16 protein-coding genes are annotated in these 18,085 nt (G+C 54.5%); 12 read left to right on the top strand and 4 right to left on the bottom strand.

The window, feature by feature from the left end; genetic code table 11:
• The first annotated feature begins 14 nt into the window (after positions 1-14).
• From VK738_03825 to VK738_03800, 6 genes are all read left to right on the top strand, one after another.
• The gene (locus tag VK738_03825) at positions 15-665 is read left to right on the top strand and encodes a hypothetical protein (GenBank protein ID HTD21755.1); all 651 of its coding nucleotides are present in this window, start codon (positions 15-17) and stop codon (positions 663-665) included.
• Entirely contained in the window at positions 655-1,323 is a 669-nt protein-coding gene (locus VK738_03820) for an alpha/beta family hydrolase (GenBank protein HTD21754.1), read from the top strand. The genes VK738_03825 and VK738_03820 overlap by 11 nt, the downstream gene beginning before the upstream one ends.
• A 45-nt stretch (positions 1,324-1,368) precedes the next feature.
• Complete coding sequence (locus VK738_03815) at positions 1,369-1,971, top strand: hypothetical protein (GenBank protein HTD21753.1); 603 nt, start codon at positions 1,369-1,371, stop codon at positions 1,969-1,971.
• A gap of 56 nt (positions 1,972-2,027) precedes the next feature.
• Complete coding sequence (locus VK738_03810) at positions 2,028-2,459, top strand: biopolymer transporter ExbD (protein HTD21752.1); 432 nt, start codon at positions 2,028-2,030, stop codon at positions 2,457-2,459.
• Between the two features lie 129 nt (positions 2,460-2,588).
• Positions 2,589-3,311 carry a hypothetical protein gene (locus VK738_03805; GenBank protein ID HTD21751.1) on the top strand — a complete coding sequence of 241 codons (723 nt, stop codon included), beginning with the start codon at positions 2,589-2,591 and terminating at the stop codon, positions 3,309-3,311.
• Between the two features lie 91 nt (positions 3,312-3,402).
• Positions 3,403-4,755, top strand: coding sequence for a DUF4147 domain-containing protein (locus VK738_03800; GenBank protein ID HTD21750.1), 1,353 nt, complete (start codon positions 3,403-3,405; stop codon positions 4,753-4,755).
• Here VK738_03800 and VK738_03795 read toward each other — a convergent pair.
• Positions 4,732-5,694, bottom strand: coding sequence for an MBL fold metallo-hydrolase (locus tag VK738_03795; GenBank protein ID HTD21749.1), 963 nt, complete (start codon positions 5,692-5,694; stop codon positions 4,732-4,734). The genes VK738_03800 and VK738_03795 overlap by 24 nt on opposite strands.
• A gap of 339 nt (positions 5,695-6,033) precedes the next feature.
• On the opposite strand from VK738_03795, the gene VK738_03790 reads away from it, so the two are divergent.
• Positions 6,034-6,927 (top strand): NAD(P)-dependent oxidoreductase, encoded by an 894-nt coding sequence (locus VK738_03790; protein ID HTD21748.1) that lies wholly within the window; start codon positions 6,034-6,036, stop codon positions 6,925-6,927.
• Positions 6,928-7,033: 106 nt separating this feature from the next.
• The gene (locus tag VK738_03785; GenBank protein ID HTD21747.1) at positions 7,034-8,104 is read left to right on the top strand and encodes a fatty acid desaturase; all 1,071 of its coding nucleotides are present in this window, start codon (positions 7,034-7,036) and stop codon (positions 8,102-8,104) included.
• A 689-nt stretch (positions 8,105-8,793) separates the two neighbouring features.
• Here the strand turns inward: VK738_03785 and VK738_03780 are convergent.
• Together VK738_03780 and VK738_03775 are read right to left on the bottom strand one after the other, a co-directional pair.
• A complete protein-coding gene (locus VK738_03780) occupies positions 8,794-9,582 on the bottom strand; it encodes an SDR family oxidoreductase (protein HTD21746.1) in 789 nt (262 codons plus the stop codon).
• 39 nt (positions 9,583-9,621) lie between these two features.
• Entirely contained in the window at positions 9,622-10,476 is an 855-nt protein-coding gene (locus VK738_03775; GenBank protein HTD21745.1) for a mechanosensitive ion channel family protein, read from the bottom strand.
• 307 nt (positions 10,477-10,783) lie between these two features.
• Between VK738_03775 and VK738_03770 the strand changes: the two genes are divergently transcribed.
• Both VK738_03770 and VK738_03765 read left to right on the top strand, forming a co-directional pair.
• Positions 10,784-11,086 carry a hypothetical protein gene (locus VK738_03770; protein ID HTD21744.1) on the top strand — a complete coding sequence of 101 codons (303 nt, stop codon included), beginning with the start codon at positions 10,784-10,786 and terminating at the stop codon, positions 11,084-11,086.
• A 72-nt stretch (positions 11,087-11,158) separates the two neighbouring features.
• Positions 11,159-13,456, top strand: coding sequence for a hypothetical protein (locus tag VK738_03765; protein ID HTD21743.1), 2,298 nt, complete (start codon positions 11,159-11,161; stop codon positions 13,454-13,456).
• A gap of 140 nt (positions 13,457-13,596) precedes the next feature.
• On the opposite strand, the gene VK738_03760 is transcribed toward VK738_03765, so the two are convergent.
• The gene (locus VK738_03760) at positions 13,597-16,059 is read right to left on the bottom strand and encodes a sodium-translocating pyrophosphatase (protein ID HTD21742.1); all 2,463 of its coding nucleotides are present in this window, start codon (positions 16,057-16,059) and stop codon (positions 13,597-13,599) included.
• A gap of 468 nt (positions 16,060-16,527) precedes the next feature.
• Between VK738_03760 and VK738_03755 the strand changes: the two genes are divergently transcribed.
• Together VK738_03755 and VK738_03750 are read left to right on the top strand one after the other, a co-directional pair.
• A complete protein-coding gene (locus VK738_03755; protein ID HTD21741.1) occupies positions 16,528-17,178 on the top strand; it encodes a phosphatidylserine decarboxylase family protein in 651 nt (216 codons plus the stop codon).
• Positions 17,175-18,083, top strand: coding sequence for a phosphatidylcholine/phosphatidylserine synthase (locus VK738_03750; protein HTD21740.1), 909 nt, complete (start codon positions 17,175-17,177; stop codon positions 18,081-18,083). The genes VK738_03755 and VK738_03750 overlap by 4 nt, the downstream gene beginning before the upstream one ends.
• Positions 18,084-18,085: the final 2 nt, after the last annotated feature.

Below are 18,085 nucleotides of genomic sequence, written 5' to 3'. Positions count from 1 at the left end.
GAAGGTCGCAATAAATGAAGCTGACTCGCAGCCCGGGCGTCTCCTATCTCTGGATGGCTCTCGCCGTCTTGACCGTGGCCGCATTGTTTGCGCGCTGGGAGTGGTTCAACAGCCACGGACATCAACGCCTGTGGTGGGAGTTGCTGGCAGCGTTTCTGGTGGCGGATTACCTGTTTCTCATTATTCCTATTCAAGACCACAAGTCCGTTCGCTACCTGAGCACGGCCGGAAAACTTTGGGCGGCCGTCGCCTGGATCTGTTGTGTCGCTTACGTGGTTGTGATCTCGCGCCGCATCACGCCTACAACTTCCAACCAGATCACGATCGTGCAATTAGCATTGCTGGGCTTTCTGCTGCTGGTGGTACTGGTCTTGTCGGTCTATCGGTTGAGCCATGAATGGATACGTGAGTCGTTGCGTTCGATCGTGGCCCGGGTGGGCGGTGGATTCTTGGTGCGCTTTGCCGCTGATCCGGTTGATGGTCCGAAAGTCGTGCAAAGCTTGCAAGCTATACCGGGCGCGCAGCCTCTGGATACAGCCAACGAATGGAGCGTCCCCGCCGATCCGGGAGCTGCCTCAGCTCTTCTGCAGTTCGCCAAGAAATACGATTTCGATTTCGTTCCTACCAAAACCAACTTCGAGGAAAAACTGCTCAGTGGCCGATGAGATTAAGAGTTTTTTTCTCCACGGGTCGGCCGGCAAGCTGGAAGCATTGCTGCATGCCGGTTCGCCCCATGCAAGCCATGCGGCGCTGGTGTGTCATCCCCACCCGCTGCATGGCGGGACTTTGCATAATAAGGTGGTATTTAACGCCATGAAGGCGCTCAATGGCCTGGGATTCCCCGCACTACGCTTCAATTTTCGTGGGGCTGGGCTGAGCGAAGGAACACACGATCACGGGCACGGCGAAGTAGAGGACGTACGCGCCGCCCTCGACTGGCTCGACAGCGAATTTCATCTGCCAATTATCTTCGCCGGTTTCTCGTTCGGCGCCGCCGTTGGCTTGCGTGCCTGTTGTCCGGACACTCGCGTCGTGGGCCTTATCTCGCTGGGAACTCCGGTCGAGGTGGAAGGCCGGCTCTATGCCTACAACTTCCTGCACGACTGCACAAAGCCCAAACTTTTCATCAGCGGCGCCCGTGACCAGTTTGGGCCATTGCCGGAATTGCAGAAACTCATTGACCGGGTGCCTGGGCCTAAGCAGTTTGTGGTTGTCGCAGGCGTCGGCCACTTCTTTGAGGGCAAGCTCGATGAGGTGCGCAGCTCCATTGAGCAATGGGTCAAGCAGCAGTTTTTAGCGACAAGCGAAGTCCGGCAAGAATAAAAGCTTTCAGTTTTTGCCAGCGTGGATTGCAGTAGAATCTTCTGCGTGGCAATTCACGCAGCTTTGGGTTTTCGGGCGCACTCCGGATGGGCGGCCCTTGTGGCTATCGCGGGGCCATCACGCTCACCGGCGGTCGTGGAGCGCGGGCGCATCGAACTGGTTGATCTGCGAGATCCGCATGCCAAGCAGCCTTATCACGCTGCCGCCGAACTCGAGCTGAAAGAAGCCGAAAAGCTAATCCGCCAATACACGGGAAAGACAAAACTCCTGGCGCGGCAGAGTTTGCGCAAGGTAATCGCCGAGCTTCGAAAAAAGGGATATGAGGTCAGTGGCTGCGGCGTTCTCCAGGGATCAGGCCGGGCTCTTCCGGCTCTGGCAAAAATCCTGGCTTCTCATCCGCTCTTGCACACCGCCGAAGGCATACTTTTCCGCGATGTGCTCACGCAGGCCAGCGAGCACTACAAGATTCCGGTAACGGCCGTGCGGGAACGCGAACTCTTTCTGCAGAGCACAGCCGAGTTAGGCATCTCCGCCGATGAACTGCAGCGCCACCTCGCAGAAATAGGAAAACCCCTCGGCCCACCCTGGGGCCAGGATGAAAAGTATTCTGCTCTTGTGGCATGGCTGGCCCTTGCCGGTACTGCTTAAAACAGCAGGGAACTCTGGAAGAGTCATAGGTGTCTAATTCCCGAAGAGAGGGCACCATGGCTTTCAGCCCAAGCGGGAAGAACTCCGCCGAGATCAACGTTACACCGCTCATCGATATCCTTTTGGTATTGCTGGTCACCTTCCTGCTAATCACGCCGATAACGCCAAAAGGCGAGAACGCGCGAATTCCGCAGGATTCCACCGACCAACCCAACCAACCCGACCACCCCGAAACGGTCGTTCTTCAGCTCAAGCTCACGCACAATGCTGGTTCCTCAGATGCAATTCAGCTTGCCATCAACCAGCAGAAGGTGGAGTGGAGCGCCCTCAATAGCACGCTGCAGCAAATCTTTAAGACGCGTGGTGATAAAACTCTTTTCCTGACCAGCGATCGGGAAATTGATTTTCGCTATATCGCAGAGGCCATAGACGCAGCCCACAATGCAGGTGTGGATAACGTTGCGCTCATGACAAAGGGCAAAGATTGAATGTTCAACAATCGCTTCTTGGGGGTTCAGCTTCCGACTACGCTGTAATCCCGGGCGCGCGGGTCTACCGTTAGAAGATCGGACCAGAATGTATGCCCGAGGCCTTCCTATGAGAATATAGCCGGATAGATGCTCCAACAATTTCTATCCGTCTCTGACGCAGACCGGGCTTCACAGACTTTTCAGAAACTCGCAAGCCACAACATCGAGCCTTGGGCGGTTACTGGCGGGTTCGCCATTGAAATTCACCATCTGCGCCTAGGACATAAGTCTTCCATCCGCTCCCTGAACGACCTCGATTTCATCACCGGCTCATTCGACTGCATCCCCGAAACATTAGCTGATGATTTCCTGTTCCGGCACATTCATCCTTTGGACCCTCCAGGCAAGACCATGTTGCAATTAATAGATCCAGACAGCGCCTTGCGTATAGACGTTTTCCGCGCCATAGGCGCGACGATGGGTAGGTCGTCCAGATTGAATCTTCAGTCGGTGACTGTTCAACTGATCTCTCTCGAAGACTTGTTAGCCAGAGAGGCTAGGCTGGCGCTGGACCTTGCACAAAACATCCCCGTGCCGTCCAAACACGCAAGAGATTTTCTGCGTTTGATAGAACTGGTGAATCCGGCGGATGTAGAAACCGCGTGGCAGGATCACCGAAGACCGAAGCACCCTGTGACCTTCGAAGAGGCCAGTAGTTTGCTCAAGGATTTGATCCCAGCCCATCCGGAGCTGCTTATCGCTCCCCGCTACTCGAACGATACAGAGAAAGCATGCACGCGTTGTCAGCCCACCGCTGCCTTTCAGCTAGCCGACCCAAAGGTGGTCCTCTCATTGCTGGGATATTGTTAGCTGGTTGGTTGCTGTCCTCAATCGGTGCTGCAAATCGGGAAAATAGGACAAGTACGCATGAACTGCTGCTTGCAATAGAATCAATGCAATCATGTCCAACGCTGCTCATGACAATGACATGCGCGCACTCGTGCGGCAGGTCTTTCTTGCAGCGCTTGCCGAAACCAGCGTCGAGAAATCATTTGAAAAACATGTAGAGGTCAACCGCCGGTTGCTGCGGGTGCGCGAAGACCTGTATGACTTAAATTCGTTTTCGCGCATCTTCGTGGTGGCCATGGGGAAAGCGGCTTATCCCATGGCGCAAGCGCTCAAAGGGCAGCTTGGGATCATGGCTAGCGGAATTCTGGTTGCACCGCAAACGGCACACGCTGACCCTGAGCCCATGCTCGAAGGTTTCAGGCACTTTGCGGGTGGGCATCCGCTGCCCAACGCGGAGTCGGTTCGCGCTGCAAATGCTATCTTGAACTCCCTGCGCTCTCTCTCTGGGCCATCCTTGGTGATCTATCTGATCAGCGGAGGCGCTTCCAGCATGGTAGAGAAGCCTCTGGATGAAGAAATCACCCTCGATGATCTCATCGCAACCTACCGTGCATTGGTAAACTGCGGTGCACCGATTGCCGAAATCAACGCCATTCGCAAGCATCTCTCGGCAGTCAAAGGAGGACGCATGGCGTTGGCGGCGAACTCCTCGGGTGGCACAGAAAATGTGCAGCAGGTTTCGATCCTGGTCTCCGATGTGCCCGAATCGGCGCTGGACGCGCTGGCTTCCGGGCCAACTATGCCTGATTCCACCACCGTGGCGCAATGTTACGAGATCGCACAAAAGCGCCGGCTGCTTGAAGTCTTTCCAGCTTCGGTACAAGAGCTTCTTGAGAAGAAGCTGCTGGAAGAGACTCCAAAATACGACGACGGTATCTTTCATAGCTCGCGCTGGTGGCCCATTCTTTCCAGCGCGGTTTTGCAGAAGGCGGCTGCCGCACAGGCCGCACTAGCGGGCTTTACCGTGGAAATTGACAACACATGCGACGATTGGGAGTACGACCGCGCCGCCGATTATCTGCTCGACCGTTTGCGTAAATTGCGGCAAGGGGCTACACGCGTGTGCCTGATCTCCGGCGGAGAGGTAACAGTTCGCGTACCAGAAACTGCCGGCGGAGTTGGCGGCCGTAACCAGCAATTCGCACTCTACTGTGCAACGAAAATTTCTGGTGAGAGCGTGACCGTGCTGAGCGCAGGCAGTGACGGCGTTGACGGCGTGAGTCCGGCGGCAGGCGCAGTGGTGGATGGAACTACAATCGCGCGCGCCCAATCCCAAGGATTATCTGCAGATGCCGCGCTCGCCGGCTTCAATGCCTATCCCTTTTTTGAAGTGCTGGGTGATGCGGTAATCACAGGACCTACAGGCAACAACCTGCGCGATCTAAGAATTCTGCTGGGGTACTAAGTTTGGAGCGCTCCAGCGCTCCGGCTGTTTGTATCTGACGTTCGGCTGTTCAGGCAGACTGAAAATCCGCGTCTTGCCTTCTTCCAATACCAGGACCTTTTCCTGCACGCCCGCCGCTGTAGCTTCGCTTGCCAGGAGCTGAACAGGCTCTTCGACGGGTTCGTGCGAAAGGCGAAACGTGCCGTAGTGCATGGGGATCATCCAGTGGGCCTTCAGGTCGGTAAATGCCTGGACCGCGTCTCCCGGGCTGGTGTGCACATTGCGGAACGATGGCGGCGAGTATGCGCCGATAGGCAACAATGCGATCTGCGGCTCGAGCCGCCGCCCGATTTCGTGGAAGCCATTGAAGTATGCTGTGTCGCCTGCGTGGTAAATCGAGTAGCCACCACCGTTGATCACATAGCCGCCGTACCCGCGGTGATGGTCGTGCAACATGCGTGCGCCCCAGTGTTGCGACGGAGTATGGGTGATGGTGAGGTCGGTATGTTGGCAGCTCTCCCACCAACTTAGCTCAACGATTTCGCGATAGCCCAGACCCTGGACCACATCACCAACATCGTTGGGCACTACCATCATTGGCACACTGCCAAATCTGCGTTGATTCAGGCGCGCGATTGCCCGCAATGAAGGGCGGTGGAGATGATCAAAATGCGCGTGCGTGATCAGCACCGCATCAATCTGCGGCAAATCTTTGATCCGTATGCCAGGATGGCGGAGGCGCTTAAGCACAAACAGCCAGCGGGCAAAATTAGGATCAACCAGAACATTCCTTCCGCCGATCTGAATCAGAAAGCCGGAATGTCCAATAAATGTGATTCCCAGATCTTGCTGGGCAACCGGTACGGGTTTATGGCTTTTTCCGCTGCGCGGAGTCAGTGCGGAGTGACGTACGATGCGTCCGAACTGGCGGACCTTTCTTCTCAGAGTGACATTCAGCATGAACTATTTCAATTAGACGCCCAAAAATTACTGAATGATGCAAATTTCACACATCTTCACTTTTGGATGCGTTAACTCAATATTAATACGAAATCAACGACCCATATTGTTGTGTTTTGTAAAATTTTTCCCTTTGAAATAAAGATGATTACTAAAGTTTGCCCGAACAGCCACGGCCTATCGCGGCAACTATTTCAAAGAGAGAGTAATAGTAATTAAGGTCTGAAGCGGGCACAGATAGAGAGGCTCTAGACCATCCCAGACGAATACTATAGAGCTTGCGAGTTGATTCTCTGTCTAAGCTCATTTCTAATAAATACTTCAGAAAGTGAGGAGCGAATGCGCGTTGCGTTTTTAGGGTTAGGGATCATGGGCCGAGCAATGGCCGCGAATCTGGTAAAGGGCGGCCACGAAGTCGCCGTGTGGAACCGAACTGCCGGCAGGCCGGTGGAAGGCGCACATAGCGCCACCTCACCTGCCGATGCCGCCAAAGACGCTGAAGTGGTATGGATGTGCGTCTCGGATACGGCGGCAGTGGAGCGTGTGCTGTTTGCCCCTGACGGAGTGGAAACCCAGCTTCGCGAAGGCATGATTGTGGTTGACTCCAGCACTATTGCTCCGGATGCGACCCGACAATTTGCCGAGCGCGTACGACAGCGCGGCGCTGACTACGTTGATGCTCCCATGACTGGCTCCAAGATTGCAGCCGAAGGCGCTCAACTTATTTTCATGACCGGCGGCAGGGAAGAGACCTTAGAAAAACTGCAGCCGCTTTTCCAGGCCATGGGAAAAACCGTGATCCGCATGGGCGAGACCAGCATGGGGCAATCGGCCAAGCTCGCAATGAACCTGATGATCGCGCTTATCTACGAAGGCTTCGCGGAAGCGCTGGTTCTCTCCGGCAAGCTGGGAGTTGATCCGCAGGCGCTGGTTTCGCTCATTCAGGCTTCTATGGTGCGCTCCGGAGTGGTGGATTACAAGGCGCCGTTCGTGCTGCGCCGCGACTTTACACCCAATTTTCCCATGCGCCTGATGTACAAGGACCTCCAGCTTATGCTCGACGCCGCCAAACAGGCGCGCGTAAAAATTCCCGCGCTTGAGACGGTCAAAGAAGTCTATGAGCTGGCGATCGAAGAGGGGCACGAGGACCTGGACTATGCCGCCACGCTCACCTTGCTGGAAAAGTGGGCAGGAATGCAACCCGCGCAGGCCAAAGGTGCGGTACGAAAGTAACCATGGCGCACGTGAAAAATTGCTTTAAATTCCACCGTTTGTTAGGCTTTCAGATATACTACAACACGGTTCACTCCTAAATATTTACCCCCAGGTTTGAGGTTTCATGGCGAGAACAAGCGTTTGGCAGTCGGTAGAGTTTTCTGATCGCGATAAGTTTAATCTTACCCGAGTCATCTTTTTCGCAGCCCTGCATCTGGGTGTAGTGGCTGTTTTCTGGCAGACTAATTGGCGGGCCATTGCCGTGGCTGTGTTGCTGCACTTTATTTGCGGCGGCCTCGGAGTTTGCGTCGGCTATCACCGGCTGCTCACGCACCGCTCCTTCAAATGTCCCAAGTTTCTGGAGTACTTCTTTGCTCTCGCCGGTTCGCTTTCCATGCAAGGCGGCGCGCTGGAGTGGGTGGCGCTGCACCGCAAGCATCATCAGCATTCCGATAAGGATGGCGATCCGCACAGCGCGGCCGAGGGCTTCTGGTGGAGCCACATGCTTTGGGTGCTCTATACTCCTACGCCAAAAACCTGGAATGTAATCCGGGAACGCTACACCCCCGACCTTCAAAAACAGCTTTTCTATCGCGTACTCGAGCGTACGCATTACTTGGGCTCAATTCTGCTGGCCATTGGTCTTTATTTTCTCGGGGGATGGCCCTTTGTGGTGTGGGGCGTGTGCGTGCGCCTGGTGGCCACGTATCACATTACCTGGCTGGTAAACTCGGCCTCGCATACCTGGGGATACCGTAACTTTGTGAGCGATGATCTTTCCACCAACTGCTGGTGGGTCGCCCTGCTCAGCTACGGAGAAGGCTGGCACAATAATCACCACGCATTTCCCACCTCTGCCCGCCATGGAATGAAGGCCTGGGAGATTGATTTTTCCTACTATTTCATCCGCAGCCTTAAGGCCGTAGGCTTGGCCTGGGACTTGTATGTTCCATCGCCCGAGCGCATGAAAGAAAAGCTGGTGCAGAAGGCCGACGAGATTGCTGAGAAATTCTCCGAGACGGCCGAAAAGTTTTCGGCAACCGCTGACGAGCTGAAGGAAAAGTTTTCAGAAACTGCGGATGAACTGGCTGAGAAATTTTCCGAGACCGCAGACGAACTGAAAGAAAAATTTTCAGAGACGGCAGAAGATCTCGCGGAAAAGCTTTCACCTCCAACCGCGGAAGAGCCGGCCTAAAGCGGCTAGCGGTTTCCCGTTCTTCCCACCCATACCTGCCTCATGACCTCATCGGGAACATTTCCCGGCGGTTCCGGCCAAGGTAACGCCGCCGGCCGTTTTTCAAAGGGGGCGTGAGAACCCGCGGGCAATCAGACGGCGTTCTTGCTCAGAGTGGCCCTCCAGGCGCCCTCCTGCGGTTCGTCGCTTGATTCGTGGTCCCATTGTGGTATCAAAATATTGGGCTATTAAAGAACTAAGATTATCATGGGTTCTGGAAGTGTATCCGGCATCCCAGGATGCAGAGCTTTTGGCCTCTCATGGATCTTTGAAAATTTGTTAGTTGCTGTTCTCGAAACTTGAGCCGTTTTCGCGGCGTCTGAGCCGCGAGGCGAAATCCCGAGCGTAGTCGAGGGATATGGGTTCTCGAGACTGAAACTGTGTTTATCAAGTTTACCGCGTGGTAAATATCTGACCCCGTATGCTTGACCCAGCAGTCATTCTTTAATCCATAGGATTATGAATGACTTACGGCTTTCACCCACAAGCTAGCATGTGGGGCGCCCTTCTTACATGTCCATCTGGACCATGGATGACTTACTGATTACCCCCAAGCGCGCAGGGGTACCCCCCTCAAAGCCCGATCGCAAATCCCGTATTGTCGCGGTGAGCTTTTCTGAGAGATGAGAACCAGGAACTGAGAACTGCCGTTACATTCCCTTGTAAATCCCACCATCCACCAGGATGGTCTGCCCGGTAATGTACGAGGCCCGCTCCGAAGCCAGCCATACAATCGCATCCGCAATTTCTTCCGGCTTGCCCAGCCTCCGTAGCGGAATATCAACGGTCCAACGATTCTTGATCTCCTCTTCCGACACACCCGCGGCTAATGCGCGGACCTTCGACAGCTCGGAAAGCCTTTCCGTTTCGGTATAGCCGGGAGCCACATTGTTGACCAGGATTCCGTCTTTACCGAACTCACCCGCCAGGCTCTTGACCAATCCCACCACAGCCGGCCGCACGGAGTTCGAGAGCACTAGATCAGGAACAGGCTGGCGGACTGATGTAGAGGTGATGGTAATCAAGCGGCCCCATCGTTTGCGTTGCATGTGAGGAATGACTTCGCGGGCGAGATGCACAACGCTCAAAAAATTGGTGGCGACTGCTTTGTTCCACTCTTCCGTGGTGATGGAAAGAAAGTTCTTTGTCGGCGGTCCCCCGGCGTTGGCTACGCAGATATCCACTCCGCCAAAGCGTTCGGCCACGGCAGCGACGAATTTCTTGACTGCGTCGGAATCGGTAACGTCAACCGCCTGCGCGAAGACGGCGGTTTTATAGTCGCCCTTGATTTCATCAGCAGCTGCGAACAGCGTCTTTTCCGTACGTGCGCACATGGCAACTTTAGCGCCTTCGGCTGCGAAGGCAGCAGCAGTGGCGCGCCCCATTCCGCTGCTGGCGCCACAGACAATCGCGATTCGGTCTTTCAATCCGGTTTGCATGAGTTCCGTCCTGAATTTTTCTCTGTGTGAAAGATTTCGTTATGTATTCTCCTGCCCACTCGCCGTCTGGCCAGGATTGACTACATAAACTTTTGCCGGCCCGGCGGCCTTGATGTTGTTTTTCTCAAATTTCTCTTTGATGCGCCGTCTCAGCTCGCGGCTGATTGCGTATTGTGGTGCGCCGGGCAGGGTCTTGACCTGCATCAGGTAATCCACCTCACCACCGGCTACGCGCTCGATGCCGGGGATCTCCGGCTCAGCAACAATCATTCCGGCAAAGCCGGGGTCATTGCGCAGCTCATCGGCCACCTCACGAAGCAATTGCATGACCCGGTCGCTGCTTTCTTCATAAGCTGCGGCCACGCGCAACTGCACCCGCGACCAGTCACGCGTCTTGTTAGAAACGATCTTGATCTCGCTGTTGGGGATTACGTGCAGTGTGCCGTCAGCATCGCGCAGCACCGTCCGGCGCAGCGTCATATCTTCCACTGTGCCGCCGACCCCGGCCACCTGGATGACATCGCCCACGTTGTACTGGTTTTCTACCAGAATAAAAAATCCGTTGAGCATGTCCTTCACCAGCGTCTGCGCGCCGAAGCCGATGGCAATGCCCACAACGCCGGCGCTGGCGAGCAGCGGGCCCATGTCCAGGCCGAAGATAGGCAGGATTTCCATGGCGGCGATGAAAATCACGATAAAGATGCCTACGCTGTTCAGCACACCCGCCAGGGTTCGCAATTGCAATGCCCGCCGTCCGGCAATCAGCTCCTGAGAGTGGCTCAATTTGATCAGCCGCCGAGTGCCGAGCTTCAGCAGACGGATAAAGATGAACGTGATCAACAGGATCACGGCCACTTCCTGCGCTGCCTCCTGCAGCCAGGGAAGATAGTTCAAATCTGGCTTCTCAGTGCGGCGATGCCCAAATTGAAATAACGGGGAAGACTGCACCGTCAGCGTGGCGGGAAATAGAATTCTGGTCCAGACAGCCGAGAAGATTGCGCACACAATGCGCGAATTATAACAAGTGGGCGGCTCCCTTCGCCCCGAGGCGGCTATAATAAGTGGGCTTATTATCCACGTCCAGTAGAGGTGCACCGTGCTCCAGCGAATGCTTTTATTACTATCTTTATCATTCTTCTTATACCTGCCTGCTCTTGCTCAAAGTACGCTCTGCAACGATCAGTTACAGCAGCCCCGGTCGATGTACGACCCGTCACGGCCTCGCGATATTACGCAGCAGCAGCCTGAGATTCCTCCCGACATGCAACGCAAGCAGGCGAAGGAGATGAACCAGGAGCGGCAGGCCTCGCTCAAGAAAGATACCGATAAGCTCTTGCAGATTGCCACGGAACTCAAACAGCAGGTGGATAAGACCAACGAGAACCAGCTTTCACTGGCAGTGATTCGTAAGACTGAAGAGGTGGAAAAGCTGGCCAAATCAATTCGTGACAAGATGAAGAGCGGCGGCTACTGCGATCTCATGGTTCAATCGCCGGGGCAATAGCGAGATCAGCAGCAAAAGTTTTTAAAATCAAAAAGCATCTCTATCTGATTCACATCGGATTTGTCTCACGACATGCAGACAAAAGAAGCGCTACGTTCCTATTTCTGGAAGTATTTATTATGTTTCGGAGCGGTTGGGCTGGTTCTTTGGGGCAACTTCGCGTTACGCCACCGCCACGATCAGCCTTTGCTGGATCCCGCCGGCTACCAGGTCTCCGGCTCTTTCGTTCCTGATGGCGTCCCTGCCACTACCCGATGGCTTCGTAATGAGGACATTCAGTTTTCACTTGGCTCCCATGCAGGAGATGACCGTAACACCGGAACTTTTGTCTCGCGTGCTTTTGCCGCTCCAGAAGCACTTAGTTTCTTTGTTTCCGGCAATCCAAGTTTGGAGGGAAACCAACTTTATCTTGAGACTGTTGGCGGTTCGGAAAAGTTGTACCTCAGAACGATGAGCGACCGCGCAGACGAGTGGCGGCAGCATCACTGGATACTTCCGAAAAACTGGAGAGGACGAGCGGTCCAGCTTGTAGCCGACGATCACTCCACAGATCCTCAAGGTTGGTTGGGGATAACCCTTCCTCGCGGAAATACTGCCACGGATGAACTGCAAACTTCTTTGTCGCGCGCTTTCTTCGCGGTCGCCAGCATTCTGCTGGCAGGCATTGTCTTTCTGCTTCCCGGGATTGCCATAGCCTGGTTGCTTGATTGCCGGTACAAACTCGATGAGATTCGATTCGTGTGCGTAACCTTTCTCGGCGGCGGGGCTGCCGGTTATTTCGTGTTCTGGATTTATCTGCTGAACGCCAAAGCCGGGAAAATTGCATCGAAAGGCTTGGTTTTCGCCTCTCTGGTGATTGTCGTTTATGCACTGCTGGCACGTCGCGCGAACCTAAAATTGTTCAGAGAAATTGCCGCTTGTGCGCTCCTGATGGTGACCCTGACCGCCTTCTACACTGCGGTCGGGTTTCTTTACGAGTATTCAGAGGATCCCGTTGAACAAGCGCAGGAACGCTTCATTGATCCTCTACCGGTGGATAACGGCATTCCTTACTTGTTTGCCGACAAGTTATATAGTTCCCAGCCCGTTCGGCCCTTCCTGATGGGGGATTGGAAGAGCAGTGACCGGCCTCCTTTGCAAACCGGCCTCGCGCTGCTCCAGTTTCCGTTGTGGCAAACTGAAAACCGCGAGCTCAATTACCAGATTCTTGGGACATTGCTGCAATCCATGTGGCTCGTGGCCATCTGGATTCTCCTGCGCCAGCTTTCCGTTGATAGGCGGGTCGTTGTTATTGTCTGCGCTTTTTGCATCTTCTCCAGGTTCTTCCTGATGCACAGCTTTTACGTCTGGCCCAAACTTCTGTCGGCCTCCTTCTTCATCTTTGCCCTGGCCGCTGTGCGCTTTGCCGAAAGCAAGGTTGATCGCTGCGCCCCCTTTGACGCGGCCGTTGCCGGGGCAGCAATTGCCTTGGCTCTACTGAGTCATGGTGGCGTTGCTTTTAGCGTTATTGCGGTTGCAATCGTTCTGCTCGCGGGCAGGAAGCTGCCACCACTGCGTTCACTCATTGCCGGAGCTGCAATGTTGCTGCTGTTTCTGCTGCCCTGGATGCTGTATCAAAAGCTCTACGATCCGCCCGGCAATAGATTGCTGAAGTGGCATCTGGCCGGAGCTATGAGCCTGGACTCGCGCTCGTTCGGACAAACGCTCATCGACGCATACAGCCAACCCAAACCCTCTCAGATTGTTGAAAACAAAATCGAGAATGTGAAAACGCTTTTTGGGCCTTGGGACATCTTGCCGTTAATTCGTGCGCAAGGGAAAGGGCTTCTGGATTGGTATAAGACAGGAACTTTCTTCTACCTGTTCCAGACCTTCAACTTCCTGAACCTGGGTTTTTTTGTTTTTCTGGCTGCCCGTGTCTCTTCTTTTAAGTCTGGGTCTTTTAAACTTTCGCCCTCGGCTACGCTCTCCGCCGTGCAGCGGCTATTTCTGCTTTCCTTTGTCTCGATAGCAGTGTGGTGTCTGCTGATGTATATACCCGGGTCTACAGTGATTCACCAGGGCTCGCTGGCCGATGACACCCTTCTTTTCGTAGGCCTTATGGTTACCCTCGCCGTTGCAACGCCTCGGTTGATGTATACATTGTTCGGCTTGCAGGTGCTGGTATTGTTTCCGCTCTTTGCGTTCACCGAAGCCTTTGGGAGGCCTCACAGCAGTGATGTTGTGTGGGCAGGCGCCACGGATCCGGGCATGGCAGTGTTGTTGCTGCTTGGCTTGCTGGCGATGGCGGTTCTAGGATGGAAGGCCGGGTTCTCTGCCGTTGGACAAGCCGCAGCAGCGGAAGGAAGTGGAGCGTTGCGGAGCCCTTAAATAATGGGTGAGCGTGAAGTGAGCGCCGTGTGGCGCGAACGCGAGGGCGCAGCGGCCTTTTTTGGCTACGGAGCCCTTAAATAAAAAGAGACGTAGCATGCTACGTCTCTAGGCAATGGTTAATGAGCGTTCAAGGCCTTCTACGCAGCTTCCTCTTTGGCTGCTCCAATTCGCATTCCATAAAACGAACGCCAGACAAAGAACACCGATACGAGAAAGAAAGCACCCGCCAACAAGTGAGTGAGTTCCGATCCTTTTTCAGTGGTTAGTTGCACAGCCAATTCGACTGCCAGCAGGCCGAACAATGTGGTGAACTTGATGATCGGGTTCAGGGCCACCGACGACGTGTCTTTAAACGGGTCGCCTACGGTATCACCCACGACGGTCGCATCGTGCAGGGGGGTACCTTTCTGCTTCAATTCGACTTCGACGATCTTCTTGGCGTTGTCCCATGCACCACCGGCGTTGGCCATGAAGATGGCCTGGTAAAGTCCGAAGATGGCAATGGAGATGAGATAGCCGATAAAGAAGAAGGGTTCCACGAAAGCAAAGGCCAGCGTAGCAAAAAACACTGTGAGGAAGATGTTGAACATGCCCTTCTGCGCATACTGGGTGCAGATTTGCACAACCTTTTTGCTGTCGGCAACCGACGCCTTCTCCACGCCTTCGAGCTTGATGTTCTTCTTGATGAACTCGACCGCGCGATAGGCGCCTGTAGTCACTGCTTGCATCGAAGCGCCGGTGAACCAATAGATAATGGCGCCTCCGGTGATCAGTCCCAGCACAAAAGGAGCATGCAGCAGCGATAAAGACTCCTTGTTTTGCGTCAAGCCATGCGTGAGCGCCATGATGATGGAAAAAATCATGGTGGTAGCGCCCACGACCGCGGTTCCAATCAGCACCGGTTTGGCCGTTGCTTTAAAGGTATTGCCTGCACCGTCGTTTTCTTCCAGCAGGTGCTTGGCCCGCTCGAAGTTTACGGAGATTTTGTAATCTTTGTTGAGCTCTTGGGAAATTCCAGGGATTTGCTCGATCAGCGACAGTTCGTACACCGACTGCGCGTTGTCTGTTACTGGGCCGTAGGAATCCACTGCGATGGTTACCGGTCCCATGCCCAGGAAGCCGAAAGCGACCAGACCAAAGGCGAATACCGCTGGCGCCAGCATGAGCGGAGCGCTTGCGCCAAGTGGTACAGCTCCCAATCCCAGAGTGCTGAAGTAGTAGCCGGTGGCCATGAGTGCGACCATGGTGATCCCCAGCCAGTAGGCCGAGAAATTACCGGCAACCAGTCCGGAAAGGATGTTCAGCGACGCGCCGCCTTCCTCGGAAGACGTTACTACTTCTCTCACGTGCCGTGATTCGGTGGAAGTAAAGACTTTAACCAGTTCGGGAATCACGGCGCCAGCCAGAGTTCCGCAAGAGATGATGGTTGCCAGCTTCCACCAGAGCGTGCTGTCTCCTCCCAAAGTAGGAATGATGACGTAAGAGACAACATAGGTCAGTGCAATGGAGACAATCGATGTGAGCCACACCAGCGAAGTCAGTGGAGCTTCAAAATTCATCTTGTCTGCGTTACTGTAGCGCGCCTTGGCGATTCCTGCATTGACAAAGTACGCCAGGGCGCTCGAAACCAGCATCATGATGCGCATGACGAAGATCCAAACCAGCAACTGCACCTGGATCACCGGGTCTTTTACCGCCAGCAGGATGAAGGTAATCAGGGCTACTCCCGTGACACCATAAGTTTCAAAGCCATCGGCGCTGGGTCCGACGGAATCGCCGGCGTTGTCGCCGGTGCAGTCGGCAATGACACCTGGATTGCGGGCATCATCCTCTTTGATCTTGAAAACGATCTTCATGAGGTCGGAGCCGATATCGGCGATCTTGGTGAAGATTCCGCCCGCGATGCGCAGCGCCGCCGCGCCCAGCGATTCACCGATAGCAAAGCCAATGAAGCACGGCCCAGCGTAGTCACGCGGCACGAACAAGAGGATACAAAGCATGATCAGCAACTCGACGCTGATCAGCAGCATGCCAATGCTCATGCCGGCTTTGAGCGGGATGGAATAAATGGGATATGGTTTGCCCCCAAGACTGGCGAATGCAGTGCGTGAATTGGCAAAAGTATTGACGCGGATCCCGAACCATGCAACTCCGTAGCTGCCCGCAATACCGACAATGCTGAAGAGCAGAATGATGGGAAGCGTTACCCCAATCGGCTTGCCTGGTACGGGGGCCAGCCACCCAAAGTACAACCCAATGACCACCGCGATGAATGCCCACAGAACAAGAATGAACTTGCCTTGGGTGACGAGATAGGTTTTGCAGGTTTCGTAGATGAGTTCAGAAATCTCCCGCATGCTCTTATGCACGGGCAGGTTTTTCAGGTGCAGGTAAATGATCAGCCCAAACAGCAGGCCTAAAAGACAAAAGAGAATTCCGACCAGCAAGAGTTTGTGTCCATCAAGACCGTGAAAGGAAACCTGCGTAAGGTCAGGTAATTTCAGGCCGGCTTCTCCGCCTGCTTCCTGAGATGGGCCCCCCTGGGCCAACGCTGAAGCAGCCTGCATGAGCCACACGCCTGCTGCGAGCCATTTAAACATATGAATTCCTCCGATATTATGGGGCTGCGTTTTTGCCGCGCCTGGGATGCTGCGTTACCAGCAGCGTCATATAACTATTAAAATTTTTTGGAGTCAATCACGCCCCCACATTCGTTCGTGAGTTGGCGAGAGCCGCTGGGATACTGGAATCGCGCTTCCACTTCAAGAAAATGGAATTGAGGTTTGGCCGCGTCTCCAAATTACATCGTACAGTTCTATTCTATGCGCCCAGACATAGAACTAGATTTTATATCATGCGGCAAAATGAGGGGTCAAACCCAGACCTGCTCCGGTAGTGTCCTCCTTAGGACACAGCCCCCTGCCGCTGAAGCTTGAGGTACGTTCACATTCTTTTAACTTTCGCAAAAGAGTGTTCCCGGACACAATGAGAATTCAGGAAAATGTGGCATAACGTAAGGCATGCAAATTCCATGCATTGAAGCATTTATAATCTCAACCTGACCCCAAATGGTACGCGACGGGATTTATTACGGCATAGGATTACTTGTAGTTGCAGCCGTGGTGGCTTACTTCACCACGCCTTGGCTGGCAGTGGTGCCTTTGTTGGTTGCGTTATTTGTAATGTGGTTCTTCCGCGACCCCAACCGGGCCATTCCTTCCGAGCCGGGTGCGCTGGTTTCCCCGGCCGATGGCAAAGTGACAGATGTAGGCGTGTATTCGGTGAATGGCGTGCCCCGCATGCGGATCAGTATTTTTCTGAATGTGTTTGATGTTCACGTAAACCGTTCACCTATTGCGGGCGTTATCCGGAGCGCTGAGTATCGCAAGGGCAAGTTTCTCAACGCTATGGCTCCGGCCAGCGCCGAGGAAAACGAGCAGAATACCGTGACGGTGGAAGGCGAGGGTCACAGTGTGGTGTTCAAGCAGATTGCCGGGCTGATTGCTCGGCGGATTGTGTTTACCAAGAAAATTGGCGAGCATGTAGAACGTGGCGAGCGTGTAGGGCTGATCAAATTCGGCTCGCGCACCGACGTGATTTTTTCGCCGGAAGCACAGGTTGTGGTGAAGGTCGGCGACAGGGTGAAAGGCGGATCTACTGTGCTGGCGCGTTTTGCGAACAGCGCCACGAATGCGCAGAAGGGAGGCGCTTCATCATGATTGATAATCCTCTAAAACAGCTCGACGACATTCTGCCCGGACGCCGCCGGTTCCGAAAAGGCATGTACCTGCTTCCATCGTTGTTTACCATCGCTAACATTGCCGCCGGTTATTACGCCATCTTGCAGGCCCTGCAAGGATCGGCTCTCGAGCCCTGGCGTTTTGATAACGCCGCGAAAGCTATCGGGATAGCCGTGATCTTTGACGGCCTCGATGGACGCATTGCGCGCATGACCAACACGGCCAGCGACTTTGGCCGTGAGCTTGATTCCCTGGCCGACGTTATCACCTTTGGAGTTGCTCCCGCAGTTCTAGCCTGGATGTGGGGCTTTCACCTGCTCCCTCCAATTCAGGGGAACCTTCCCTGGTGGATCAACTTGACCAATTTGAGCAACACGGATTTGCGCCTGAAATTGGTGAACCTTGGCATCGTGGCCAGCTTCATCTTCTTGAGCGCCAGCGCCAGCCGCCTGGCGCGCTTCAATATTGATAAAAACCCGCAGCCTTCCAATCCGGGCCGTCCGGGGAAGAAATATTTTGTCGGCATGCCCACGCCCGGAGGCGCGGCCGTAATCGCCGCCATTGTGCACTTTGCCGATGGTTATCCGGTGGACTATTGGTGGGTCTCCGCCTCCTGGTGCGCTTTCATTTTGGCGGTAGCGTTCCTGATGGTAAGCACCTGGCGCTTTCCCAACTTCAAAGACATTGACCTGCGCCAGCGCCGCCGCTTTTGGAGCATTATCTTACTGGGGGCTTTGATTTACCTGATCTGGCTGTACTCGGAAGGCACCCTCTTCGTGATGGCTCTAGGGTATATGCTCTCTGGAGTGCTTTTGCGCTTCGGTTGGGCCATGCGCCACAAAAAGGACCCGCCGCCAGCTTCGGAAGTGCAGACGCAGGAATAACG

The sequence above is a fragment of the Terriglobales bacterium genome, assembly GCA_035487355.1.
GTDB lineage: Bacteria > Acidobacteriota > Terriglobia > Terriglobales > Acidobacteriaceae > QIAW01.
Note: the sequence above shows the minus strand (reverse complement) of the source record. Positions and strands in the feature narration are given on the sequence as shown.

Bases quoted from the DNA above. Each gene is read 5' to 3' on its own strand.
- VK738_03800 (HTD21750.1), top strand. From the start codon at position 3,403: ATGTCCAACGCTGCTCATGACAATGACATGCGCGCACTCGTGCGGCAG.
- VK738_03750 (HTD21740.1), top strand. From the start codon at position 17,175: ATGATTGATAATCCTCTAAAACAGCTCGACGACATTCTGCCCGGACGC.
- VK738_03755 (HTD21741.1), top strand. From the start codon at position 16,528: ATGGTACGCGACGGGATTTATTACGGCATAGGATTACTTGTAGTTGCA.
- VK738_03785 (HTD21747.1), top strand. From the start codon at position 7,034: ATGGCGAGAACAAGCGTTTGGCAGTCGGTAGAGTTTTCTGATCGCGAT.
- VK738_03805 (HTD21751.1), top strand. From the start codon at position 2,589: ATGCTCCAACAATTTCTATCCGTCTCTGACGCAGACCGGGCTTCACAG.
- VK738_03770 (HTD21744.1), top strand. From the start codon at position 10,784: ATGTACGACCCGTCACGGCCTCGCGATATTACGCAGCAGCAGCCTGAG.
- VK738_03810 (HTD21752.1), top strand. From the start codon at position 2,028: ATGGCTTTCAGCCCAAGCGGGAAGAACTCCGCCGAGATCAACGTTACA.
- VK738_03780 (HTD21746.1), bottom strand. From the start codon at position 9,582: ATGCAAACCGGATTGAAAGACCGAATCGCGATTGTCTGTGGCGCCAGC.
- VK738_03765 (HTD21743.1), top strand. From the start codon at position 11,159: ATGCAGACAAAAGAAGCGCTACGTTCCTATTTCTGGAAGTATTTATTA.
- VK738_03825 (HTD21755.1), top strand. From the start codon at position 15: ATGAAGCTGACTCGCAGCCCGGGCGTCTCCTATCTCTGGATGGCTCTC.
- VK738_03795 (HTD21749.1), bottom strand. From the start codon at position 5,694: ATGCTGAATGTCACTCTGAGAAGAAAGGTCCGCCAGTTCGGACGCATC.
- VK738_03760 (HTD21742.1), bottom strand. From the start codon at position 16,059: ATGTTTAAATGGCTCGCAGCAGGCGTGTGGCTCATGCAGGCTGCTTCA.
- VK738_03790 (HTD21748.1), top strand. From the start codon at position 6,034: ATGCGCGTTGCGTTTTTAGGGTTAGGGATCATGGGCCGAGCAATGGCC.